Annotated in this window: 24 protein-coding genes; 11 read left to right on the forward strand and 13 right to left on the reverse strand. The window is 67.2% G+C overall.

Translation table 11 applies throughout. From position 1 onward, the window contains the following. Positions 1 to 62: 62 nt before the first annotated feature. The 7 genes from ASF79_RS04185 to ASF79_RS04215 all read right to left on the reverse strand — a co-directional run bounded on the left by ASF79_RS04185 (position 63) and on the right by ASF79_RS04215 (position 7423). Positions 63 to 1055, reverse strand: coding sequence for a glutamate ABC transporter substrate-binding protein (locus ASF79_RS04185; protein WP_055852191.1), 993 nt, complete (start codon positions 1053 to 1055; stop codon positions 63 to 65). Further along, on the reverse strand, positions 1052 to 2383 hold the full coding sequence (locus ASF79_RS04190) for a hypothetical protein (RefSeq protein WP_055775087.1): 1332 nt from the start codon (positions 2381 to 2383) through the stop codon (positions 1052 to 1054). The genes ASF79_RS04185 and ASF79_RS04190 overlap by 4 nt, the downstream gene beginning before the upstream one ends. Then, complete coding sequence (locus ASF79_RS04195) at positions 2380 to 4020, reverse strand: AAA family ATPase (RefSeq protein ID WP_055852194.1); 1641 nt, start codon at positions 4018 to 4020, stop codon at positions 2380 to 2382. The genes ASF79_RS04190 and ASF79_RS04195 overlap by 4 nt, the downstream gene beginning before the upstream one ends. An 11-nt stretch (positions 4021 to 4031) precedes the next feature. Continuing rightward, positions 4032 to 4550, reverse strand: a complete 519-nt coding sequence (locus tag ASF79_RS04200) for a hypothetical protein (protein ID WP_055852197.1) — start codon at positions 4548 to 4550, stop codon at positions 4032 to 4034. A 25-nt stretch (positions 4551 to 4575) separates the two neighbouring features. Beyond that, the gene (locus ASF79_RS04205; RefSeq protein ID WP_055777276.1) at positions 4576 to 5787 is read right to left on the reverse strand and encodes a toxic anion resistance protein; all 1212 of its coding nucleotides are present in this window, start codon (positions 5785 to 5787) and stop codon (positions 4576 to 4578) included. Positions 5788 to 5874: 87 nt separating this feature from the next. Further along, the gene (corA, locus tag ASF79_RS04210) at positions 5875 to 6852 is read right to left on the reverse strand and encodes a magnesium/cobalt transporter CorA (RefSeq protein ID WP_055852200.1); all 978 of its coding nucleotides are present in this window, start codon (positions 6850 to 6852) and stop codon (positions 5875 to 5877) included. A 22-nt stretch (positions 6853 to 6874) separates the two neighbouring features. Continuing rightward, complete coding sequence (locus ASF79_RS04215) at positions 6875 to 7423, reverse strand: DUF3515 family protein (RefSeq protein ID WP_082495670.1); 549 nt, start codon at positions 7421 to 7423, stop codon at positions 6875 to 6877. A 23-nt stretch (positions 7424 to 7446) separates the two neighbouring features. Here ASF79_RS04215 and ASF79_RS04220 point away from each other — a divergent pair, with 23 nt between their 5' ends. Next, complete coding sequence (locus tag ASF79_RS04220) at positions 7447 to 8547, forward strand: thiamine-phosphate kinase (RefSeq protein ID WP_442853848.1); 1101 nt, start codon at positions 7447 to 7449, stop codon at positions 8545 to 8547. 4 nt (positions 8548 to 8551) lie between these two features. Here the strand turns inward: ASF79_RS04220 and rsmD are convergent, their stop codons facing one another. Then, positions 8552 to 9121: a 16S rRNA (guanine(966)-N(2))-methyltransferase RsmD gene (rsmD, locus tag ASF79_RS04225; RefSeq protein ID WP_055852207.1), complete on the reverse strand. Its 570-nt coding sequence runs from the start codon at positions 9119 to 9121 to the stop codon at positions 8552 to 8554. An 88-nt stretch (positions 9122 to 9209) separates the two neighbouring features. Between rsmD and ASF79_RS04230 the strand changes: the two genes are divergently transcribed. Both ASF79_RS04230 and ASF79_RS04235 read left to right on the forward strand, forming a co-directional pair. Then, positions 9210 to 11420 (forward strand): ATP-dependent DNA helicase RecG, encoded by a 2211-nt coding sequence (locus tag ASF79_RS04230; protein ID WP_055852210.1) that lies wholly within the window; start codon positions 9210 to 9212, stop codon positions 11418 to 11420. 111 nt (positions 11421 to 11531) lie between these two features. After that, positions 11532 to 12425, forward strand: a complete 894-nt coding sequence (locus ASF79_RS04235) for a helix-turn-helix domain-containing protein (RefSeq protein ID WP_055853138.1) — start codon at positions 11532 to 11534, stop codon at positions 12423 to 12425. A 599-nt stretch (positions 12426 to 13024) separates the two neighbouring features. Here ASF79_RS04235 and ASF79_RS04245 read toward each other — a convergent pair. From ASF79_RS04245 to ASF79_RS04255, 4 genes are all read right to left on the reverse strand, one after another. After that, positions 13025 to 13405 (reverse strand): nuclear transport factor 2 family protein, encoded by a 381-nt coding sequence (locus tag ASF79_RS04245; protein ID WP_055775054.1) that lies wholly within the window; start codon positions 13403 to 13405, stop codon positions 13025 to 13027. Positions 13406 to 13816: 411 nt separating this feature from the next. Continuing rightward, positions 13817 to 14107, reverse strand: a complete 291-nt coding sequence (locus ASF79_RS04250; RefSeq protein ID WP_162239063.1) for a hypothetical protein — start codon at positions 14105 to 14107, stop codon at positions 13817 to 13819. A gap of 285 nt (positions 14108 to 14392) precedes the next feature. Beyond that, on the reverse strand, positions 14393 to 14530 hold the full coding sequence (locus tag ASF79_RS17290) for a hypothetical protein (protein ID WP_156366155.1): 138 nt from the start codon (positions 14528 to 14530) through the stop codon (positions 14393 to 14395). Positions 14531 to 14568: 38 nt separating this feature from the next. Further along, the gene (locus ASF79_RS04255) at positions 14569 to 15804 is read right to left on the reverse strand and encodes an MFS transporter (RefSeq protein ID WP_055852220.1); all 1236 of its coding nucleotides are present in this window, start codon (positions 15802 to 15804) and stop codon (positions 14569 to 14571) included. 88 nt (positions 15805 to 15892) lie between these two features. Between ASF79_RS04255 and ASF79_RS04260 the strand changes: the two genes are divergently transcribed. The 8 genes from ASF79_RS04260 (at position 15893) to ASF79_RS04295 (ending at position 22091) form a co-directional block, all read left to right on the forward strand. After that, positions 15893 to 16456 carry a TetR/AcrR family transcriptional regulator gene (locus ASF79_RS04260; RefSeq protein ID WP_055852223.1) on the forward strand — a complete coding sequence of 188 codons (564 nt, stop codon included), beginning with the start codon at positions 15893 to 15895 and terminating at the stop codon, positions 16454 to 16456. A 100-nt stretch (positions 16457 to 16556) separates the two neighbouring features. After that, positions 16557 to 18212, forward strand: coding sequence for an ABC-F family ATP-binding cassette domain-containing protein (locus tag ASF79_RS04265; RefSeq protein WP_055852225.1), 1656 nt, complete (start codon positions 16557 to 16559; stop codon positions 18210 to 18212). Positions 18213 to 18221: 9 nt separating this feature from the next. Continuing rightward, a complete protein-coding gene (coaD, locus tag ASF79_RS04270) occupies positions 18222 to 18704 on the forward strand; it encodes a pantetheine-phosphate adenylyltransferase (protein ID WP_055775033.1) in 483 nt (160 codons plus the stop codon). Between the two features lie 82 nt (positions 18705 to 18786). Further along, positions 18787 to 19788, forward strand: a complete 1002-nt coding sequence (locus ASF79_RS04275) for a TIGR03557 family F420-dependent LLM class oxidoreductase (protein ID WP_044442178.1) — start codon at positions 18787 to 18789, stop codon at positions 19786 to 19788. Beyond that, a complete protein-coding gene (locus tag ASF79_RS04280) occupies positions 19788 to 20654 on the forward strand; it encodes a coenzyme F420-0:L-glutamate ligase (RefSeq protein ID WP_156366156.1) in 867 nt (288 codons plus the stop codon). Before ASF79_RS04275 ends, ASF79_RS04280 begins: the two co-directional genes overlap by 1 nt. Further along, on the forward strand, positions 20651 to 21292 hold the full coding sequence (cofC, locus tag ASF79_RS04285; RefSeq protein ID WP_055852228.1) for a 2-phospho-L-lactate guanylyltransferase: 642 nt from the start codon (positions 20651 to 20653) through the stop codon (positions 21290 to 21292). The genes ASF79_RS04280 and cofC overlap by 4 nt, the downstream gene beginning before the upstream one ends. 44 nt (positions 21293 to 21336) lie before the next feature. Further along, positions 21337 to 21651 carry a hypothetical protein gene (locus ASF79_RS04290; RefSeq protein WP_156366157.1) on the forward strand — a complete coding sequence of 105 codons (315 nt, stop codon included), beginning with the start codon at positions 21337 to 21339 and terminating at the stop codon, positions 21649 to 21651. After that, complete coding sequence (locus ASF79_RS04295; RefSeq protein ID WP_055852233.1) at positions 21648 to 22091, forward strand: hypothetical protein; 444 nt, start codon at positions 21648 to 21650, stop codon at positions 22089 to 22091. The genes ASF79_RS04290 and ASF79_RS04295 overlap by 4 nt, the downstream gene beginning before the upstream one ends. A 33-nt stretch (positions 22092 to 22124) precedes the next feature. On the opposite strand, the gene cofD is transcribed toward ASF79_RS04295, so the two are convergent. Then, a complete protein-coding gene (gene cofD / locus ASF79_RS04300; RefSeq protein WP_055852236.1) occupies positions 22125 to 23126 on the reverse strand; it encodes a 2-phospho-L-lactate transferase in 1002 nt (333 codons plus the stop codon). Positions 23127 to 23201 lie beyond the last annotated feature (75 nt).

Below are 23201 nucleotides of genomic sequence, written 5' to 3' on the forward strand. Positions count from 1 at the left end.
GCGGATCGAAGTTGGGGGTGTCAGGTGCTTCAGATGCTCTGCGCTACGCGTCAGCGTCAGCGTCAACGCCCGTAGACGGGCACGGGCGGAGCCGGCGCCGGGCCCAGCACGCTGAGCCACTTCGTGTAGAGGCTCGTCCAGGTGCCGTCGCTGCGCATGCGATCGAGCACACCGTTCACGAACTGCACGAGCTCGACCTTCTCGGCCGGCATTCCCAGGCCGTAGGGCTCGGCGCTGATCGGCTCGCCCACGACCTTGGCATACGGGTCTTGCGCGGCGAATCCGGCGAGGATCGTGTCGTCGCCGGTGATGGCATCCACCTTGCCCTGCTGGAACAGCACGAGGCACTCGGTGTGTGTTGCGGCCGACACGGCCTCGATGTTGGGGAACCTGTCCTCGAGCCGAGTGAGCGTGGTCGTGCTGGCGGGGGCGCAGACCTTCTTGCCGCTGAGTGCGTCTATCGACGTCGCGTCGGAGTCGGCTCCGACGAGGACCTTCTGGCCGGCGTCGTAGTACTCCGTCGAGAATGCGATGGTCTCCCAACGGGCGCAGTTGATGGTCATGGTGCGCGCCACGATGTCGACCTGCGTCTTGCCATCGGCGCCGGGGGTCAGCACGTCGAGGCGCTGGGCCGACGTGATGACCTTGAACTGCAACCTGTTCGGATCGCCGAAGATCGCCCGAGAGATCTCATGCAGGACGTCGATGTCGAAGCCCTCGATCTGGCCCGTGAGCGGGTTGCGGGAGCCCATGAGCAGCGTGTCGGCGGATACGCCGACCCGGAGCACGCCCTGGGCGCGGATGGCGTCGACCGCGCCACCCGCGGGAATCGAGTCGGGCGAGATGGGGGAGTACGACGGCTGCACTTCGCCCTCGACGTTCTTGCAGGTCGACGCGGGCGCCGGGTTGCTCGGTGCACTCTCGGTGGGCGTCGGGGTGGGAGTGAGACCGAGGTCGTCGCTTCCCGATCGCGGCGCGCAGGCGGTGAGCGCGAGGGTGCCGATCAGCGTCGCGATGATCGCGATGCGGCCCGTACGTGAACGGATGGCGCTCATCGGTACTCCTTGAGTCGAAGGGAGACGCCGCGCCAGGAGAGCACGGCGGCGGCGAGGCCGGCCACGAGGAAGAGCCAGCCGAGGAGCGCTGACTGAGTGCCGCCCGCGTCGAGCGCGTTCTTCGTCGTGGCGGCACTCGAGGCGATGTCGTCTTGTGCCGCGGTGCTGAACGCGGTGAAGGCCGCGTTGGCGCTGCCGGGCTCCTGGCTGATCGCCTGCGCGACCGCGCCGTCCCAGTCACCCGCGTCGTCGAGCTTGCGAATCTCTGCGTGCTTCTCGACCCACGAGTCGAAGCCGTTGCTGAGATCGTCGCTGATGAGGTAGTTCTTGCCGCTCGAGTCGAGACGTGTCTGAGCGTCGGCGATGGCCGTCTGCACGTCGGCCTCGAGAGTCTGCCCTGAGCCGCGCTTGATGAGCGTGAAGCTCTCGAGCGACTTGGCCTCGGTGGCCGAGGTGTACGCCTGAGAGAGGGCGAGGGTCTTGGCGTAGGAGTTCTGCCTGGCCTCGATGGCTGCCCCCGTGGTGTTCGAGAAGGTGACCACACCGATGACGCCGACGATGAGCATGGCGACGGCGGCGATCAGCAGTGGCCAGTTGAGGTAGCGGTGAGAGCGCCGCGTGATCCAGAGGTGTACCCAGATCAGAGCGATCAGGGCCGCGAGGGCGATGATCAGCCAGACCAGCGACACGGTCGAGGCGGTGAAGCTGCCCGCCGCCCGGTCGGCGCTCGCGAGAACCAGGGCTTCGAGCTGCGGAAGGGTGCTGTCGTTCAGCAGGGCGGAGGCCTGCGACAGGTAAGCGGCGCCGACGGGAAAGCCCTGACGGTTGTTCGCGCGCGCCTGCTCGATGAGGCCGGTGTAGATGGCGACCTCGGCGTTGACCTTGGCGAAGTCGGTGTCTCCGGCCTTGTCGTCGGCGGCGAGGAGGGTGATCTCGCGGGTGGCGTCGTCGATCGCGGTGTCGTACTCGGCTCGCTGATCGGCGGGCTCCAAGCCACCGACGAGGAACGCGTTGGCGGCGATCGCGTCGGCACGCACCAGATCGTTGCGCACGGACTGGATGCCGATCAGCTGGGCGGCCTCGGCACTCGCGTCGGCCGTGGACCTGGCCTGCGACGACCCCGTCTGAAAGCCGGCGGCTCCGAACGCCAGACTGGCGAGCACGGAGACGGCGAGCAGCAGGCGGAGGGTGGCGGGAGTGGAGCGCGTCTTCTTCGCGGGCGCGGGGGCCGGTGCGCTCTGAGCCTGCACGGCGGTCGTCGACGCGGCGTTCGGCCGCGGGGATGCCTGGGGTACCGGCGGCGGGGGCGCGGCTGCGGTCGTGCTCATTCGGTGTCCTTCGACGTTGTCGGTTCTGCGGGATCGTCTGAGGGGTGATCTGCGGTGGGCGCGGCATCGGACGACTCGGCTTCGAGCGCGCTCGCCTGATCAGTCTGCGGCACGTCGACCAGGATCGGCGAGTCGATCGTCTCGTCGTCGGTGCCCCGCACCTCGCCGTCGTTCGAGTCGTTGAGATCGTCGGCCAGCAGCAGGCGCAGGTCGTCGAGCGTCGGCTCCGTGACGTCGCGCAGGCGCCAGGCGTGCCGTGCGATCGCCTTGTCGAGCAGATTGCGGGCGTAGCGACCGTTGCCGAAACCCTCGTCTCGGGGTTCGATCGACACGATCTGTTCGAACCGCTCGAGCGCCTCGGGCGTCGGCTCGAAGTCGGACGATTCGGCCAGGCGCACGAAGATGTCGCGCAGCTCGGTGTCGGTGTAGTCCTGGAACGTGATGGAGGTCGAGAACCGGCTGGCGAGCCCGGGGTTCGTCTCCATGAATCCGCGCATCGGCTCGGGATAGCCGGCCACGATCACCACGAGGTCGTCGCGGTGATCCTCCATGTCTTTCACGATGGTCGTGATGGCCTCGGCGCCGTACTGGTCGAGCGCCAGCCCGTAGGCCTCGTCGATGAAGAGAACGCCGCCGATGGCCCCGGCCACGACCTCGCTCGTCTTGGTCGCCGTCTGCCCGAGATAGCCGCCCACGAGTTCGGAGCGGTCGACCTCGACGAGATGGCCCTTGGACAGGATGCCGAGGGCCGCGTAGATGCCGGCGACGAGACGGGCCACGGTGGTCTTGCCCGTGCCCGGGTTGCCGAGAAAGACGAGGTGCCTCGTGAGCGTCGGAGTGGTGAGCCCCGCGGCCGTTCGCAGCTGGTCGATGCGCAGCAGCTGCGTCTGCCGGTGGATCTCTCTCTTGACCCTGTCGAGTCCGATAAGGCTGTCGAGCTCGGCGAGCAGCTCTTCGACGCTCTTCTTCGGTTTCTCTTCGTCTTGGGCCGCGACCGGCGCGTCGGCGGGAGCGGGCTGCGCGGCGGTCGGAGCATCCGGTTGCGGTTCGGATGGGGTGAGGCCGGCTTTGCGGGCGAGCTCGGCCATGGTGGCATCGCCCGGCCGTGCGAAGTCGGGCTGCTGAACATCGAAGGGGTCAGCGCTGAGCTGCTGGCCGACCGGGGGAACCGCAGACAGCGTCGTCGAGGGGAACAGCGTGGCCTCGGTGCGCGAGAGCGGAGGAAGAGAAGGAGCCTGCCGTGCCCCCGCGAGTTGGGCGGCTGCGGTGGCAGACGCCGCACCGAGAACACCGATCGAGGGCTCGCCCAATTCGCTTGCGGCCGCGACGACGCCAGTGAGCGCCTTGGCATACTCGCCGGCGTGCTGCGGAGAGTCGGCGGCCAGCCTGCTCAGCAGGTCGGTGGGCGACGCACGCCAGCGCCTCGCGCTCGACGCGGCTTCGAAGAACTCGTCTGCGCTGCCCGCGCCGGTCTGGTCGACCCATTGAACGGATGCGCCGATGGCGGACTCGGCGACGGCGGCGGCGATGCGCACGCCCTCGTCTCGGGCGGCGGCGGAATCGAGGCCGGCACTCTGCGCCGCCGCGACGAGGGCGTCGAGAGCCTGGCGCAGCTCGTGCGGATCAGAGGGTGTCATGGTGTCTTCGCTCAGCTCAGGGGTTCGGACGGGAGGGTCAGGCTCGATGAGGGCTGGAACTTCTCCGCGAGGAACTGTCCGTGCGCGACGAGAGCCGCGGCGTCGGCGCGAGACACTGCATCCGAGATCTTGTCGAGCGTCGCGCCCAGCAGGTCGAGCTGGTCGCACAGGAGCATGAGCGAGGTCTTGCCCTTGTAGACGGCCCGCCGGTCGGCGAAATCGCGGGGGAGCCGGAGGTAGCCGCCGACGGCCTCGGGCAGATAGCTCGTGGCGGTCGAGACGACGGTGTGCGCTTGCGCACTGCCGCCGCCGAGCTGATCGAGCCGCGGAACCATCACGGCCACGGTGTTCGCGATGCGGTTGATGCGCGCGGTGACGATGGGTGGCACCTTGCCGGTCGTGTCTGCCTGCACATCGGCGATCGACGACAGGATGTCGGCGCTGGTCGGAGCCGGTGGCAGCTCGAACTCGTATTCGCGCTCAGCAGTTCGCCCCGTCACCGAGTCGCGGAGGTTCTGCCAAAAGCCCATTGCGTGACGTGCTCGACCCGTCGACTCAGCGCTTGTCGAGGTCGAGCGTGCTCGCGACCTCGGTCGTCTCGCTGCGGCGCGCGCGCTCGATGTAGGGCTTGGCCTTCTCTGTCTCGGTCTCGAGAACTCCGATGGTCTGAGCCATGCTGTCGAGCGCCTGCACCTTGAACTCCGAGATCGAGTCCATGGTCGCGTAGATGTTGGCGAAGGCGGCCTGGAGCTGCGGCAGACCCACGGTGGCCGACGCAGCCTGCGACTGGATCGACGCGGACTGATCGGCCAGCATCTTCGAGGTGGCCTCGATCATGTTCGAGGTGGTGGTGTTCAGCGCGGTGATCTGATCGAGCACGAGCTTCTGGTTGGCCAGGGCCTGCGCCACGATCACGGCCGTACGAAGCGCCGAGACGGTGGTGGTGGTCGCCCGGTCGACGCCCTTGATGAGCTCGAGGTTGTTCTTGATGATCACGTCGATGGCCAGGTAGCCCTGGATCGACACGGCGAGCTGGGTCAGCAGATCTTGGTGCTTCTGGCGCACGTAGAAGAGCACGTCTTCGCGCAGCGCCTTCGCCTTATCGGGGTCGGTGCTGTCGAACTCGGCGATCTTGGCCGAGAGCTTCACGTCGAGGCGCTCGGCGACGTAGATGTACTCGTTGAGCCGCTGCATCGTCTCCCAGAGGTGCTGCTTCTCGAGGTTCAGCGCGGCGTTGTCTTTGCGCAGTTCGTCTTGGCCGTCGTAGAGCGCCTTGATGATGGCATTGAGGTGAGACTGCGCGCTCTCGTACTTGCGGAAGTAGTCGGCGATCTTGCGGCCGAAAGGAATGAAGCCGAGGATCTTGCGCTCGATGCTCTGCTCGCTGGGGTCGAGGTCTTCGACGGTGCGGCGCAGTTCGAGAAGCGTGGAACCGATCTTCGAGCTCTCGGAGAGGCCACCTGACTGGAGGGCCTTCACCGGCGTCGCGAGAAGCCTGTTCGACGAGTCCGCCGCCTGGCGGATGTCGACGTCGCCCATGGTGCGCACGTCGTTCGCCTTGGCGGCGAAGGCGGGAGAGCGCGTGTCGGTGCTGACCAGAGTGTCGAGATAGGTGTCGACCTTGGCATCGAGCCCGGGCAGCGCCGCGGGATCGACCTTCGGTGCCATCGCGGGCGCGGAGGTGGCCGCGACCGGGGCTACGGGCTGGGGTGCGGTCAGCGTGAGAACGCTGTCGGAAGGGGCCTGCAGGGGAGCGGCGTCGGTCATCATGTCCTCACAACGGGGGCGGAGCCTTCAGAGTTCAACGGAATCGCTTCACTATATCGTCTAGCCCGCCGTGCCCTCCGGCCCTTGTCAGAGCCATCCCTTGCGTCGGAACACGCTGTAGAGCACTCCGCCCATGGCGACCATGGCCGCGACGGCCAGCGGGTAGCCGAAGGTCCAGTGCAGCTCGGGCATGTTGTCGAAGTTCATGCCGTAGATGGTTCCGACGAGGGTCGGGGCGAACAGGATGGCGGCCCACGACGAGATCTTTTTGACTTGGTCGTTCTGGTCTTGACCCACGAGGGTGAGGTGCGTCGTGAGGGCGTTCTCGAGCAGTGCGCGATAGGCGTCGATCCGGTCGACGATGCGGTGCGTGTGATCGAGCACGTCGCGAAAGCCGCGCGCCACCTCGATATCGACCGCGTGGTCGCCGACTTGTTGCTTGAGTTCGCCGACGACATCGAGCAGTGGATGGGTCGCCCGCTGGAACATCATGACCTCGCGGGAGAGCTCGTAGATGCGGCGCGAGAGCTCGGTGGCGCCCCCTTCGAAGAGTTCGTCTTCGATCTCGTCGATGTCGTTCTCGAGCCCGAGGGCCACTGGCGCGTAGTCGTCGACGACGCGGTCGAGAACGGCGTACAGCACCGCTTGCGGACCTCTCGCGAGCAGATCCGGCGCGGCCTCGAGACGTTCTCGAACGACGTTGAGATCGGGCCGCGCGGCCCGGCGAACCGTCACCACGAAGGTGCTGCCGACGAACAGATGCACCTCGCCGAACTCCACCTTCTCGATGTCGTCGCGGTAGAAAGCGGGTCGCAGCACGACGAATTGGGTGTCTCCGTAGCGCTCCAGCTTCGCCCGCTGGTGGCCGGCCAGGGCGTCTTCGATGGCCAGGGGGTGCAGCTCGAACTCGTCGGCGACAGCCTGCAGCTCTTCGGGGCTCGGCCGGTCGAGATCGATCCAGGCGAAGCCGCGACGCTCGGTGAGCAGCTCGAACGTCTCGTCGAGGGTCTCGGGGTTGTCGGTGCGCACCCCGTCGACGTAGATGGCGTTGTCGATCACGGTCATGGGGTGCTCTTGTCTGTGGAGGTCAGCCGGCCGACGGAGCGTCGGTAGGCAGGTCGAGCGTGTCTTCGGCCCCGAGGCACTTGTTGGTCTGCGGGATCTTCGAGATGGAGGGACCGAGGTCGACCAGGGTCGAGGTGCCCGAGACCACGTCGTAGTTGACGATGACCTCGGTCGTGGGAACCCGACCGTAGGTCACGAAGCGGTAGTTCGGCTTGTTCGAGTCGTCTTCAACCCAGTCGATGCCATTGATGTTGATGCACGGCAGCGTCGTCGGCCCCTGCGGCGGTATGCCGCAGCGCAGCAGGATGCTCGCGGGCGAGCCCCACGCCGCCGTCGCCTGGGCGTCGGTCTGGCGGATGTCTTGGTTCTCGGCGTCGCTCGGCAGCACGAGGGGCAGGCTCACGATGATGTCGGCGCACGCCGGGTCGGCCGCTGATTCTGCAGGCTCGAGCGAAACGGTCTGGGCGCAGGCGCTGAGGCCGACGACGATGAACCCCATCGCGAGAAAGGCGGCTGTGCGGCGGGCGGCTGTTCGGACCGCATTTGGCCGCGCGAGAGGTGGTCGAGACATCCCCCACAGGCTACCGTTTGCAGGTGACAGAAACCTCCGCGCAGCCCGACGGTCGGCCGTCCTCCGCCCTGCCCGTCTCCGCCCCCGGCGAGACCGTGACCTCACTCGGCGAGCGCGAGACGCTGCGCCGCATCGTGCGCCGCCTGCCTCGAACCCGGGGGGAGCTTCTCGGGCCCGGAGATGACGCGGCGGTGGTGGCCGCCCCCGACGGGCGGACCGTTCTGACCACCGACATGATGGTGCAGGGCCCCGACTTCAGGCTCGCCTGGTCGACGCCCTATGAGCTCGGCTGGAAGGCCGCCGTCTCGAACCTCGCCGACGTTGCCGCCATGGGCGCCGTCCCGACCGCGCTGCTCGTCGCCCTCGCCGCCCCAGCCGACACCCCCGTCGCCGTGCTCGAGCAGTTCGCCGACGGCATGCGCGACGCGTGCGCCGACCTCGCCCCGGGGTGCGGCGTCGTCGGCGGCGACCTGTCGACGGCCGGGGCGCTGACCATCACCGTGACGGCGATCGGCGATCTCGAGGGCCGCGACCCCGTCGTGCGCTCCGGCGCCGCGGTCGGCGACGACCTCGCGATCGCCGGGTCGCTCGGCCTCGCGGGCGCCGGGGTCTGGCTCCTGTATCGAGACGGCTCCACAGACGCGGATGCCGAGGGCGGGCGGGAGCCCGACGCGCGACGGGCGCGCGTCGTGCGCCACGAGCATCCGGAGCTTGTGAGCGAACAGGTCGCGCCTCGATCGCCGATCGGGCTGGGTGTCGCCGCATCCGACGCCGGGGCCACGGCGATGTTGGATGTGTCGGACGGGCTGGTGCTCGACGCGTCACGCATCGCGGACGCGAGCGAGGTGACGATCGAGTTGTACGCCCACGCGATCGACGCGGAAGCGGCCGGGCTCGTCGCGATCGACCCTGTCGTCGGGCGTCGCGCCGCGGACTTCGTGCTGACCGGGGGAGAGGACCATTCGCTCTTGGCGACGTTCCCCGCAGGCCGCGCCCCGGAGGGATTCCGGGTCATAGGAACGGTTCGGCAGCGGGGCGCGCGTGCCGTGACGGTCGGAGGGGCGGCTTACGAACGCCCCGGCGGATGGGACCCCTACGCCGACTGGGACGGCGCGGCGGGCTAGTGACTCAGACGGGAGAGATCCACCACAGGGTCGTCTCGCCGTAGTGCTTGCGGCGGTCGAGTTCGAGGCCCTCGGGCAGCGTCGGCTGTGGCGAGCGTGCGCTGCGCTCGACGACCACCACCGCATCGGGGGAGAGGTGGCCGACGAGGGCGTCGAGATTCTGGGCGAGCTCGTCGTCGCCCAGCTCGTAGGGCGGGTCGATGAAGACGATGTCGACGATGCCGCGGTCGGCCGACGCCCCGAGGTAGCTCGACACCGAGCTCGCCTGCACGTCGATGCGAGGAGCCGGCCTCGGCGCTCCCTGCTGAAGAAGGCGAGCGTTCTCGCGGCAGACCTTGGCCGCTGCCGGGTTCTTCTCCACGAGAATGACCGTGGCGGCGCCGCGACTGGCCGCCTCGAGCCCCAGCGCGCCTGACCCGGCGTAGAGGTCGAGCACTGTCGAGCCGGGGAGAACATCGCGGGCCTCGAGCGCGGAGAAGACGGCCTCGCGCACGCGGTCGCTGGTCGGTCGGGTGCCCGAGCGGGGAACGGCGATGCGCCTCGACCCGGCGTATCCGGCGATGATGCGGGTCATGCGAACACTCCCTGACAGCGAGCGGAGACGCACGAACGGATCATGCCTGCATGTTATCCGTGTCGGCGGTCGCACCTAGAATCGCCGTATGACCGCGCCGGATACTGTCTCGCCGCACGGCGGCAGCATCCTCGATGCCAAGCTCACCTCCGGCAGCCTGGGCGGCAAGACGGCTACTCCACTCGCCAAGACGCTCGGCATCGTCACCGTCGGCGATCTGCTGAGCCACTACCCCCGCCGTTACGTGAAGCGCGGAGAGCTCACTGCGCTCGACCAGTTGCCGCTCGGCGAGAACGTCACGATCGTGGCCGAGGTGCGCACCGTCAAGAAGCGCACGATGAAGTCGCGCCACGGCTCGATCCTCGAGGTGAGCATCTCCGACGGCCAGGGCTTCTTGACCCTCACCTTCTTCAACCAGGCATGGCGCGAGGCTCAGCTGCCCGTCGGCGCTCGCGGCATCTTCACCGGCAAGGTGTCCGACTATCGGGGCGCCCTGCAGCTCGCGCACCCCGACTACGAGATGTTCGACGACATCCAACTCAAAGACGGCGCGGCCGCCACCTCGAAGTGGCTCGAGCAGCCCATTCCCATCTACCCCGCGAGTGGCAGCATCGCCAGTTGGCAGATCGCCAGCACGGTGGCGCTCATCCTCGACGGGCTCGGCGATGTTCCCGACCCCGTTCCGGCCGACGTCGCCGACGAACGCGGCCTCCTCTCTTACCGGCAGGCGCTCGAGCTCGTCCATCGGCCCACCAAGACCTCCGACTGGCAGCGGGCGCGCGACGCCCTGCGCTTTCACGAGGCCTTCGTTCTTCAGGCGGCCCTGCTCGAGCAGCGCCGCCTCGCCCACCAGCACGAGGCTGTGCCCCGCGTGCCGAAGCCGGGCGGCTTCCTCGAACGCTTCGACAAGCAGCTGGCCTTCACCCTCACGGGCGACCAGCAGCTGGTGGGCCGCGAGATCGCCGACGACATGGCACGCAACGAGCCTATGAACAGGCTGGTGCAGGGCGAGGTCGGCTCGGGTAAGACCATCGTGGCGCTCAGGGCCATGCTGGCCACCGCCGACTCGGGCGGGCAGTCGGCCCTGCTCGCGCCGACCGAGGTCCTTGCGTCGCAGCACCTGCGCTCCATCGTGCGTGCTCTCGGCCCCGACCTCGCCGCAGAGCTCATTCCCACGCTGCACACCGGTCAGATGCCCACCGCCGATCGGCGAAAGGCGCTGCTGCGCATGGTCTCGGGTCAGGCGCGCATCGTCGTGGGCACGCACGCGCTGCTCGGCGACAAGGTCACGTTCTACGACCTCGGACTGGTCGTCGTCGACGAGCAGCACCGCTTCGGCGTCGACCAACGCGACGACCTGCGCCGCAAGGGCGCAACCCCGCCACATGTGCTGGTGTTGACGGCCACGCCCATTCCCCGCACCGTGGCCATGACCGTCTTCGGCGACCTCGACGTCTCGACCATCGCCGAGCTCCCCGCCGGGCGCCAGGGCATCGAGACGTTCGTCGTTCCTCTCGCCGAGAAGCCCACATGGAGCGCCCGCATCTGGACCCGCATGGCCGAAGAGCTCGCACTCGGGCGTCAGGCGTTCGTCGTGTGTCCGGCCATCGACGCGGCAGCGAGCGAAGATCCGGCAGGCGATGAGCCGGTCGACGAACCGGCCGAGGCGACGGGCCCGGCCCGGCCCGTCGCATCCGTCGAGGCCATCACGGCACTCGTCAAGGCGAACCCGGCGCTCGCCGGCGCTCGAGTGGCGCCGCTGCACGGCCGCATGCCGAGCGACGAGAAAGAGGCGGTGATGCGCGCCTTCGCCGATGGCTCGCTCGACATCATTGTCGCGACCACGGTTATCGAGGTCGGCGTCGACGTGCCGAACGCCTCGACGATGGTCGTGATGGATGCCGAGCGGTTCGGCGTCTCGCAACTGCATCAGCTGCGGGGCCGCGTCGGGCGCGGGGGAGTGCCCGGCCTGTGCCTGCTGGTCACGAACGCCGAGCTCGAGAGCGTCGCCCGACAACGGGTCGACGCCGTCGCATCCACGCTCGACGGCTTCGAGCTCGCCCAGGTCGACCTCGAGCTGCGCCGCGAGGGCAATGTGCTGGGCCGCAACCAGTCGGGCGGCAAGTCCAGCCTGCGCCTGCTTCGAGTCACCACCGACGGCGACCTCATTGTCGACGCGCGCATGGCGGCGTCGCTGATCATCGACGACGATCCCGGATTCGTGCAGCACCCGGCCATTCGCGAGGCGCTCGACAGGCGGCTGCGCGAGGTCGAGGCGGAGTTCCTCGTCAAGAGCTGAGTGCGCGCCGGAGAGCAAAGCCGGGATGCCCGGGCGCCGCCAGCTTGCACCTGCCGCAGCGTCATGTGATCTGCTGGAAGCATGTCCCCGTCCCACTCCGAGAGGTCCTCCATGCACGCTTTCCCGACCCCACCTCTACAGGTTCTCATCGGCGACGCCGCGGCGTTCGTCGGCGTCACTCCGCGCACGATCCGCCACTACCACCAGGTCGGGCTGTTGCCCGAGCGGGAGCGGGGCGGCGATGGCCGCCGTCGCTACGGATACGAGGAGATCATCCGCCTGCTCTGGATCCGCCGCATGGCCGACGCCGGGATCGCGCTCGACGACATCCGCGACGCCTTCGACGGCGCCGCGCCGAGGGCTGCTGACGACGAGGACGAGGTCGCGGGCGTCCTTGAGCGATTGGAGGACGCTCTCGCCGAGCAGGAAGCCGAGCTGCAGCGCAAGCGCGCTTCGGTACAACGGATGCGAGCACTAGGTAGTCGCCTTGGGTTGCTCGACGATCTCGTTTCCGGCCGCCTCGAGGACGCACCTGAGGACTCGCTGCGCCAAGACGACCTTGACGCGCTGCTGGTCACAGAGCGGATCTTCGGTCCACTCGGCGCTGCCGTTCAGGCCGGCCGCTTCCTCGCCCTCGCCCGCGATCCGGCACTGCGAGCGGAGTCCGACCGCGTCGATGCAACCGAGGAAGCCTTGGACGACACGGTCGCCGTCGACAGTCCCCAGGTGGCAGAGGCGGCAGCCGAGCGGCACGCGTTCGAGACCTCGCTGATGCGCGTCATCGAGGAGTCCGGCCAGGCGGAGGAGGACGATGCTCTCTTCGACACCTGGGACGAACTGCACCCGATTGAGAACGCCGAGCCGGCGTCCGACGTGACAGGAGGCTCTCGTGCGAAGAACGCGGCGGAGATCATCCGGAGCATGCCCTATGACTTCTCTCCGGCACGTCTGCGCTCCATGGAGCTGGCGGTGCAACTCGGCGCCTCGGAGGCGTCGGCGACATAGGCTGCACTGAACGGATATGGGTCGTCATCGCTGCACACCAGAGAAGGTCACGTCTCCTATCCCAAGGGTTTCGAGATGCTAAATCGTGTTGCAGATAGGGCACCCTTCCGGGCAACTAAGTCGGGCGGGGTAAACGGGCATCCCAACAACCACGCGGGCGCGGCATCGCGATTGAATGTGAAGTGCCCGTTGAGGGACCGTCTTACGGGCACTATGACGTTAATTCGTGCAGACGTAAACTCGATCAATGCCGATCAGATTGATCCGAATGTTTCCCGACTGGGGCCATAACTGGCCCTTGTGGGAAGACGGCGGCCAAAATTACGCACTCACGCCAACTGACCTGAATCTCTCCAGTTCACTCACCTCCGACTTAAAGACGTGGATGGAGCTTTGGCGGACAAGGTTCTCGCCCGAGCGAGGCTGGAGCAGCTCGGCCGATGAAGAGCGATGGACAGCTCAGGGAAGGGACCTCAGCGTTGCGCTTGCTGCTGAGCTGACGCCTGCCGCGAAGGTGAGCTTCGAATGGCAGAGTTGCGCCCGCTGAGGGATCCGTTAACGGGCAACGGCATATCAACGGATAGATGGATGTCAGGGCGCTATTCAATCCCCACAACGGAACCTCCGACAACTTTCCATTGCCCATCGACGGTTTGCCATTCGCGGTGCCAGAGCAAGCGCATCTGAATCGGTGCACCATCTACACGTAGCACTGCGGTGGCTTCCGTATCAGTAGTGCCGCGTCCACCCGTCGTGACAGAGCGCCGTTCCAGTTCATCGATCCGTTCAAAGTTGGTCGTTCCCGTGCGATGTGACTCCAGGTCGGCCTCTTTGGTGATGGCGTGCCCTTGAGGCCCAACAAAAATCAGGTCATCAGAGATCAACTTGTCCAACGCGACAAGGTCGCTCGAACGCATGGCAGCCAACAGCTCGTCTTCGGCAGCATCTAGAGTCTGGCTAGCATCATCGGGAGAAGTCATTTCACGACCGTACCGTTGAAGGCAAGGCGCCCGTTAGCCGATCCCGCAGCGGGCACTACGCCCTGGCTTGAGTGTTTCAGACCCAGCGAACGTGTTGGCCTGGCTCGCTTTTCTGTGTTCGACATTCATTGCCGCAGCTGGCGTAGTAACTATCGTGAAAGCTCGTCGAGCTCGCACACGATTCGAAGGCCAAGCACGGAAAGGCAGCCGGCCTTCAACCATCAATCCGTGCTACCAGCCCAGGTGCTCGCTGAGGGATCCCTCAGCGCGCCCTTCACTCCGCGCCGACGAGTGAGTGCCCGTAAGATCACCCCTCAACGGGCATCTAATCTCCGAGACATCCACTATTGCCCGTAGAACCGCCGTCCTGCTGACACGTTTTGCGTCACCCCATGGGGCCTAGTTTGACTGCTAGAGATTCCGGTCTCGGCTGTTCAATCCGGCCGCGCCGACGTCGCGCGCGACGGAAAGAACGAGAGCCTCAACGGGCTTGTTCATGGCGTAGAGAGATGCGGCGTTCACCCAGACGAACATCCAGGTCGCAAGCATGATTCTGTCTCTGCCCGCGGCGTCTATTTCCGTGCACACGGAGTAGCTGGCGTTCGCCAGCTGGTCGTAGAGACGGCTGAATGCTTGCGTGTCACCGGCGGCCACGTGCTTGAAAGCGACCCGCAAATTAGCTTCTGTACTTTCGACGTCCACGTGCATTTTCTGGCCCCCGGTTCGTCCTGCGCGATCGGCGAAATCTAGACGACCGCCGTTCCCCTCCTTCAGTGTGAGACGACTCCGAGATACCGATCGAAGCATTGCTCCCGCACCCAAAGTGTGCTTGCACGCCGTCCATGCTTTCGAGAGTGCCAAGTTGCTCTAGTCACACCATTTAGGCCCCTCAGGTACGAACGTGCGTCGCCCGTCCAAGGTGCACGTTAGACGATCGTCTAACGGGCACCTACGGGCTACTGGCTGAGCGTTCCGGTGTCTCGTAACCTAACCGTCTCGGAACACATGGGATACGAGACGCTTGGTCGTGTCGCAGAGAGGCACCTGGCGGGCATCCCAATAACTGTGCAGGCGCTGCGACGCGGCAGCGGTCGAGGCGTTCTTGTCCGAGCGTCTTGCGGGCATGTGCGTCGTGTGGCGTGGTTTGGTGAACCACTGATCGGTTAGCGCGAAACGGGCTGTGGCGAGGAGGCGCTGGCGCCATCCGGAACCCCCGCAGTCTGACGACGGGCCCTGACGAGACCAGCCACGATCGCGATCACAACCAGAGCGACATCCAGCGCCCCGTACACGACCGCGGTGGGTTCTAGACCGAAGCGCTCGACGGCGAGGCCCGCCACCAGCGCCGGGACGCTGAAAGCGATATAGCTGACAATGTACATCGTCGCGAAGACTTGTCCACGCTCGGCATCCGGAGCTGCCTCACCCAGCGCGCCGACGGCGAGGCGGAAGGTCGCGCCGAAACCGAGACCCGCGATCGCTGAACCGACGATATACAGCGGCGTACCGGCAATGACGAGTGCCGCGATCGTGATGAGCACCCCGAGAATCAGCGTTCCGTAGCCGAACAGCGTGCCCAGGCGCGGGGGAAGGAATGCCGAGATAGCTGTGCCGACCGTACCGGCGATGAAGAAGACCCCGAGCACGAGGCCGATGGTGAAGTGGCTCTGCACGCCGAGTACGGTGCCGAGGATCGACGACCCGAGCGACAGGTATAGGCCGCCTAGGGCCCATGTCGCGGCGATCGACGGGACAAGGGCGAAGAAGATACTTCTTGTGGCGGGAGGAAGCCCGATGCTCGGCAGGAGAGACCGCCAGATCGCGCGGGCTGTGGGGCTGTCTGGCCGGACGCGTTCTGGAACCAGCCAGATGAGAGCGGCGATGACCAGATAGCTGACAGCCAGGATCCAGAACACCAGCTGCCGAGGGAAGGGCGCGAACTCGACCAGCGCGCCCGCAAGCACGGCTCCGAACGCGATTCCCAATGACGGGACCGCGCTGCTGACAAGCGAACCGGAGCGGGCGCTCGGCGCTTTGTCGATGATCATCGCCGTGAAGGTGCCGGTGGCGGCGCCGACCGCGAAGCCCTGCACGAGTCGCGCCGCTATCAGAGCGCCCGTACTGTCGGCCGTTGCGAAGAGAACCATGCCGAGGGTCAGTAGTACAAGAGAGGCCGACGCCACGGGGCGGCGCCCGATCCGGTCGCTCAGCGAACCGACCGTGAGCAAAGCGACGAGCAACGCGACGACGTAGGCCGCGAAGATGACCGTCAATGTGAACGATGAGAAGCCCCAGAGCCGTTGGTAGACGGGGTAGAGCGGAGACGGAGCGGATGCGGCGATCAGCGTCGCTGCACCGGCGAGGCCAGTGAGCGCGAATGAAATGGGGCGAGAGAGCACGATACCTCCGTCGTAAAGCAAATATCTTTGCTTTAGAAACATAAGCGTCGGTATTGGTTAAAGCAAATTTTGTTGCGATAATTTGATCATGTCATCTGTTGCAGCGTCGACTCGGCCCGGTGGTCGGAGTGCAAGAGTTCTGAATGCGATCTACACCGCCGTCGGCGAGCTCGTCGGTGAAGGAACAGAGAGGGTCACCTTTTCGCTCATCGCCGAGCGCGCAGGAGTCAACCCGACCACGCTTTATCGCCGATGGGACGACGTCGACGCTCTGCTCGAAGAGGTCGCCGTCGCGGCGCTGACGCGAGAGGGCGACACGATTCCCGACACAGGCGCCCTCGAGACGGATCTCACGGAGTGGGCACTCATCATCACCCAGGACATCGCGCGGCCACACCGCACACGGTATCTGCGAGCGATGGTGGCAGCGCGCGATGAGATCGTCTCGAGTTGCTCTGTGATGGAGCGGCGGCGCGACCAGGCGGCGGAGATGGTGCGTCGGGCATCAGGGCGCGGACAAGAAGCGCCGACCGTCGAGCAGATCCTTGACCACATCGTCGCACCGCTCTATCACCATGTCGTCTTCGCCCTTCCTGTCGACGAGGATTATGCGCGGCTACTCGTTCGCGATGTGCTCTTGATGGTGCGCTGAGTCCGAGTCGAAGCCGCACCCAGCGGCGCGGAGCCATGGCCACCACGCCGCCCTGACCGCCCAACTCGCCTGCGGCCCGCGCTCCTGACACCATGGACTTATGACCGCAACACTCGTGGCCAAGGGCCTGGCCGGCGGCCACGGCCACCGCACACTCTTCTCTTCTCTCGACCTCACGGTCGCGCCTGGCGACATCGTGGGTGTCGTGGGCGCCAACGGCGCCGGCAAGTCCACGCTGCTGCGCATCCTCGCGGGGCTCGACGCGCCGCTCGAGGGCACGGTCACGCTGGCGCCCGGCGACGCCTTCGTCGGTTGGCTGCCGCAGGAGCACGAGCGGGTCGCCGGCGAGACGGTCGCCGAGTACGTCGGGCGGCGCACCGGCACGACCGTTGCGACGAGCGAGATGGATGCCGCGGCCGCAGCTCTCGGAGACGCCGCGGGCGTCGCGCCGGGCGAACCCGATCCGGCCGACGTGTACTCAGCCGCGCTGGAACGCTGGCTGGCCAGCGGAGCCGCCGACCTCGACGACCGCCTGCCCGTCGTTCTGGCCGAGCTCGGGCTGGCCCTGTCCTCCGATGCGCTGATGACCTCTCTGTCGGGAGGGCAGGCCGCTCGGGTGGGTCTCGCCGCGCTGCTGCTCTCGCGCTTCGACATCGTGCTGCTCGACGAGCCCACCAACGACCTCGACCTCGACGGCCTCGAGCGCCTTGAGGGCTTCATCCGCGGGTTGCGCGGGGGAGTCGTTCTCGTGAGCCACGACCGGGCTTTTCTGGCGTCGAGCGTCACCCGGGTCGTCGAGCTCGACCTCGCGCAGGGCACGAACCGCGTGTACGGCGGTGGATACGACTCGTTCCTCGACGAGCGCGAGACGGCGAAGCGGCACGCCCGCGAAGAATACGACGAGTTCGCCGAGAAGAAGGCCGACCTCGTCGGACGAGCCCGCACCCAACGCGAATGGTCGAGTCAGGGCGTGCGCAACGCCATGAAGAAGTCGCCCGACAACGACAAGATCCGCCGCAAGGCCTCGGTGGAATCGAGCGAGAAGCAGGCCCAGAAGGTTCGCCAGATGGAGAGCCGCATCGCCCGTCTCGACGAGGTCGAGGAGCCGCGCAAGGAATGGCAGCTGCAGTTCACCATCGGGTCGGCACCCCGGTCGAGCTCCGTGGTGTCGACGCTCTCGGCGGCCGTCGTGCGCCAGGGAGACTTCACGCTCGGACCCGTCTCTCTGCAGGTCGACGCCGGTGATCGCATCGGAATCACGGGCCCGAATGGAGCCGGCAAATCGACTCTGCTCAGGCTGCTTCTCGGTCGCACAGAACCGAGTGAGGGCATGGCCAGTCTCGGCGCGAGCGTGGCGATCGGCGAGATCGACCAGGCCAGGGCCGTGCTCGCGGGCTCGGCTACCCTGGCGTCGAGTTTCGAAGCGCAGGTGCCCGAGTGGCCGGTCGCCGAGATTCGCACGCTGCTGGCGAAGTTCGGCTTGAAGGCCGACCACGTCTCGCGCCCGGTCGACGAGCTGTCACCGGGCGAGCGCACCCGGGCGGGCCTCGCGCTGCTGCAGGCCACGGGCGTCAACCTTCTCGTTCTCGATGAACCCACGAACCACCTCGATCTCGTGGCGATCGAGCAGCTCGAGCAGGCCATCGAGTCGTACGACGGCACGCTCCTGCTGGTCACCCACGACCGCCGCATGCTCGAGACAGTGCGTCTCAACCGTCAGTGGCAGGTCACTGACGGCACAGTGATCGAACGATAGGGTCGAACAATGAGCAGTGTCGCCGTCGTTCCCGGGTCTTTCGACCCCGTCACCCTCGGGCATCTCGATGTCATCTCGCGAGCCGCGGGCCTCTTCGACGAGGTGCACGTTCTCGTGGTGCACAATCCCGCCAAGACCGCCCTTCTGCCCATCTCGCAGCGGGTGCGCCTGATCGAGCAGGCCATTCTCGATGAGGGTCTGCCGTCGAACATCGTCGTCAACTCGTGGAGCGTCGGCCTGCTTGTCGACTACTGCACCGATGTCGGAGCGCGGGCACTCGTCAAGGGAATCCGCTCGCAGGTCGACGTGGCCTACGAGACGCCGATGGCCATCGTGAATCGCAATCTGGCCGGCGTCGAAACGGTCTTCCTGCTTCCCGATCCCGCTCACGCGCACGTCTCGAGTTCGCTGGTGCGCCAGGTGTCGTCGCTGGGCGGCGACGTCGCGCCATATGTGCCGGCCGCCGTCGCCGACTTCCTGAACAGTCAATAGCGCTCAACAGTCAGAAGGCGTGAACACGCAATAGGGCCATCTTCGAAACCTGTTCTTCACACGCGAGTGGGAGGATGGAAGCATGTCTGATCTCTCCATCGGCTATGCCGCCATGCTCGAGCAGTTCCACCCCACCGAGGCCGTCGCTCTGTCGGCGCTCGCCGAACAGCACGGCTTCACAGGCGTGATGGCGGCGGACCACTTCCAACCCTGGGTTCCGCAGCAGGGTCAGAGCGCCTTCGTCTGGGAGGTCCTCGCGGCCCTCGGCGAGCGAACCACCGGCGACTTCGGTCCGGGTGTCACCGCCCCGACGTTCCGCTGGCATCCCGCGATGGTGGCCCAGGCATCCGCAACCCTCGGTGCCATGTACCCGGGCCGGCACTGGCTCGGACTGGGCTCGGGTGAGGCCCTGAACGAGCACATCGTGGGCGGCTACTGGCCCGAGGCGCCCGAGCGCATCAACCGCATGTTCGAGGCCATCGAGATCATCAACAAGCTCTTCACGGCATCGATCGCCGGAAAAGACGTGAAGCACTCGGGCCAGTTCTACAAGCTCGAGTCGACGCGCCTGTGGACGATGCCGCCCGTGGCTCCCGAGATTCTCGTCGCCACGGCAGGCCCGGTGACCGCGAAGCGGGCGGGCCGCCACGTCGACGGCCTCATCACCGTCGGAGCTCCTCTGGCCAAGATCGAGGGCCTCTTCGCCAAGTTCGAGGAGGGCGCGCGCGAGGCAGGCAAAGACCCATCGACGATGCCGCGTGTGCTGCAGCTGCACATGTCGTGGGCCGAGACCGACGAGATCGCCCTCGTCAACGCCATGACCGAGTGGCCGAACGGTGGCATGAAGTTCCCGAAGGGCGACATCCGCTCGCCGTTCGAACTTGAGCAGATGGCCAAGCTCGTGCGCCCCGAAGACTTCGAGGGCCGCCTCGTGATCTCGAGCGACCCCGACGTGCACCGCGCCTACATCCAGAGCTTCATCGACCTGGGCTTCGACCGCGTCTACCTGCACAACGTCGGTCGCAATCAGAAGGAGTGGATCGAGGTCTTCGGTCGCGACGTGCTGCCTAAGCTGCACCGCTAGTGGCCCGATCCCACGCCGCGGAGATCCGGCTGATCGGAGTCGAGGGCATTCCCGAGATCTCTCCGGGCGACGACCTTGTGGCGGTGATCGCGTCGGCGCTCGATGCTCAGGAGTTGTCGCTCGAAGACGGCGATATTCTCGTGGTCACGTCGAAGATCGTCTCGAAGGCAGAGGGCCGGGTCATCGCGGCGACCGACCGCGAGGAGGCGATCACCCGCGAGACGGTTCGCCTCGTGGCGTCGCGCGCGTACCCCGGCGGCGTCACCCGCATCGTCGAGAACCGCCAGGGCATCGTTCAGGCTGCGGCGGGGGTCGACGCCAGCAACACGCCCGACGGCACCGTCCTCCTGCTGCCCGAAGACCCGGATGCGTCGGCGCGGGCTCTCTGCGCGGGCCTGCGTCAGGCATCCGGTGCTCGTATCGGCATCGTCATCTCCGACACGCTCGGCAGGGCGTGGCGCGAGGGCCAGATCGATGCGGCTATCGGCGCGGCCGGTGTGATCGTCATCGACGACCTGCGCGGCAGCACCGACACCTTCGGGCAGACGCTGTCGGTGACCCAGGCCGCAACGGGCGACGAGCTGGCGTCGGCCACAGATCTGGTAAAGGGCAAGGCCACGGGCATGCCGGTCGCTCTTGTGCGCGGCCTGCCCCGCCTCGTGGTCGACTCGCTCGATACTCCCGCTCGCGCGCTCGTGCGACGGCCCGAGGGCGACATGTTCCGGCTCGGCACAGACGAGGCGCACGCGCAGGGCTTCGCCGAGGGCTACGGCCAAGGGCTGGCCGACGCGCGACGCGGCCATCCTGCGGGCGCTCGTCCGTCGAGGGTTCGGCTGCGTGCTCGCTCGCGGTGGAACGCCCGATGAGTGCCACCGGCGACTGGGTCGTCGTGATGCCCGTCAAGGGCACGGCGGGCGCGAAGAGCCGCCTGCTCGGCGGCCTCGCCGATTCCGAGATCCCCGAGGATCGTCGCGCCGAGTTCGCGCTGGCTCTCGCGCTCGACGCCGTCGATGCTGTGCGCACTGCGCTGCCCGTCGTGCGGGTCATCGTGGTCACGAGCGCCGAGGTCTCCGAGCGCTTCGAAGCGCTCGGCGCGCTTGTGCGGCGCGATCCGGGAACCGGCCTCAACGCCGCCTTCACCCGGGGCATCCGATCGGCCATGGAACTCAACCCGGGCCGGCCCGTCGCAGCGCTGATGAGCGACCTCGCCTCGATCAGGCCGCGCGATGTGACCGCCGCTCTCGACCTCGCTTCAGAGACGCCACTCGGCATGCTCACCGACAAAGACGGAACAGGAACCACGCTGCTGACCGCGCTGTCGCCGCGCGACCTCGTGCCGAGATTCGGCCTGGGTTCGGCACGGCGACACCGTGAGGCGGGCCACCTCGAACTCGAGATCGCCCGGGGCGACCGGATGCGCCTCGACATCGACACGGCCGACGATCTGGCGACCGCGCGAGCCCTCGGCCTCGGTCTGCGAGCCAGAGCCGTGCTCGGCCAGTAGCGCAATGGCTTCCCGCTGACGCGCGCAGCTGGCATGGTCGGGGAATGGAGCCTTCCGAAGATGCACCAGGCAGCCGGATAAACCCGTTCGAGGTCGCATTGTGGATCGTCGGTCTGGTCGCCGTCGCCGCCGCGGTGTGGAGTACCCAGTGGGCGAACGGCACCCTCTCGATCGCCAACGGAGGCTACTACTGCGACGATGCGGGCAACTGCAAGGAGCTCTACGACTACGCGCTCGTTCACACCGTTCTCGCCCTGGCGCCATCTGTGCTGACGTCGGGCTTCATCGCGATCATCGTGGCCCTTGCTCTGCGGGCGTGGCTGGTCGCGCGCCCGGAACATGGGAGAGTGAGTGCATGAACCGCGGAACCCGTATCAATCCGTTCGAGATCGCGCTCTGGGCGGTAGCCGCCGTGCTGACCATCGGCGGAGTGGCTGCTCAGGTCTGGTCCGTCAGCCGCCTCGGTCTCGGGGGAGGGCCGTCGAGCGAGGGCTTCGTCGCCGTTCAAGTGATCTATACGCTCGGACCGGCCGTCGTGACCGCGGGCCTGATCGCCGCTGCCGTGGCACTGGCCCTTCGCGCGGCGACAGTCCTCGCCGCCCGGCACGTTGCTTCGCTCGCCACCGAGGCTCGCCGGGCTGCGGCTTCCGAGGCGCCCACCAGCTCAGAGGTGTCTGAGATCCCGTCGCCCGCGAGCGGTGCGCAGCAGCCCGACCCGCTGCCCTTCGAACCGCAGAGGTTCCGGCAGCGCCAGCGGGCGGTCGACCATTCGGCTTTCAAGAGGCCGGCCGGCGACTAGCCGGCTTGCCCGATACCGGCGGCTCGGACTCGACTAGACCCCGAGCTCTCGAGCCGTCTTCAGAGTCGCGGCCGCGAGCACTCCACTGACCTCGTCGTCGTTCATCCAGAGCGGAACCGGCCGCGAGCGGATTCCCGCTCCGTGCAGGGCGGGAACGGCCGCCGCGTCGGTGGAGTCGACGAGCCACGCGTCGAGGATGCCGCCGCTGGCGCGGGATCCGTAGTGCAGCCCCACGGCCTCGGCGGTGACTCCGACGCCGATCGCTGTCAGGCAGGCGGCGGCCATGCCCCGCACCGCCGCACCGTCGATGATGGGCGAGACACCGACGACGGGCGCCCGAGTCTCGGCGAGAGCCTCGCGAACCCCGGGGATGTCGAGCGTCGTGCCGATCGAGACGACCGGGTTCGAGGGTGCGATCAGCACGACATCGGCCTCGAGGATGGCGTCGCGCGCCTCGGGCGTGATGTGAGAGTCCTCGATACCCCGCTGCACGAAGCCCCGCGTGGGCAGGTTGGCACGGTGCTTCACCCACCACTCCTCGAAGTGGATCTGAGTATCGACGCCGTCGTCGGTGACAGAGACGAAGGTGGGCACATCGGAGTCGGTCACGGGCAGCAGACGCACCCCGATCGACGGCCAGCGGGCCTGGATGCGTTCGGTCGCCTCGGTCAGCCGAAGCCCCTCGCGCAGCAAGTGCGACCGGGCGATGTGCGTGCCCAGGTCGAGATCGCCCAGGGTGAACCAGGGCCAGCCCACACCGAACGCGGTGAGTTCGGCGCTCACTCGCTCCGACTCGCCCGCCCGTCCCCAGCCGCGCACCTCGTCGTTCGCGCCGGCGAGCGAGTACATGATCGAGTCGAGGTCGGGGCACACCTTGAGGCCCGTGAGCCAGACGTCGTCACCGGTGTTGACGATGGCGCTCACCTCGTCGGTGTGGCCGCCGTCGCCGTCGGGATGGACGATGGACAGGTGGTGGCGGAGTCCCCGCAGGAACTTGGCCCCGCCGACACCTCCCGCGAGTACGGCGATCTTCACGAGCCGAGTTTATCCCGGCTCTCGGTCCGACCTCGCCGGGGGCCGGAATGCCAGTGCCCGCGGTGCCATAATCGT

Source organism: Agreia sp. Leaf335 (assembly GCF_001423605.1).
Taxonomy (GTDB): domain Bacteria; phylum Actinomycetota; class Actinomycetes; order Actinomycetales; family Microbacteriaceae; genus Agreia.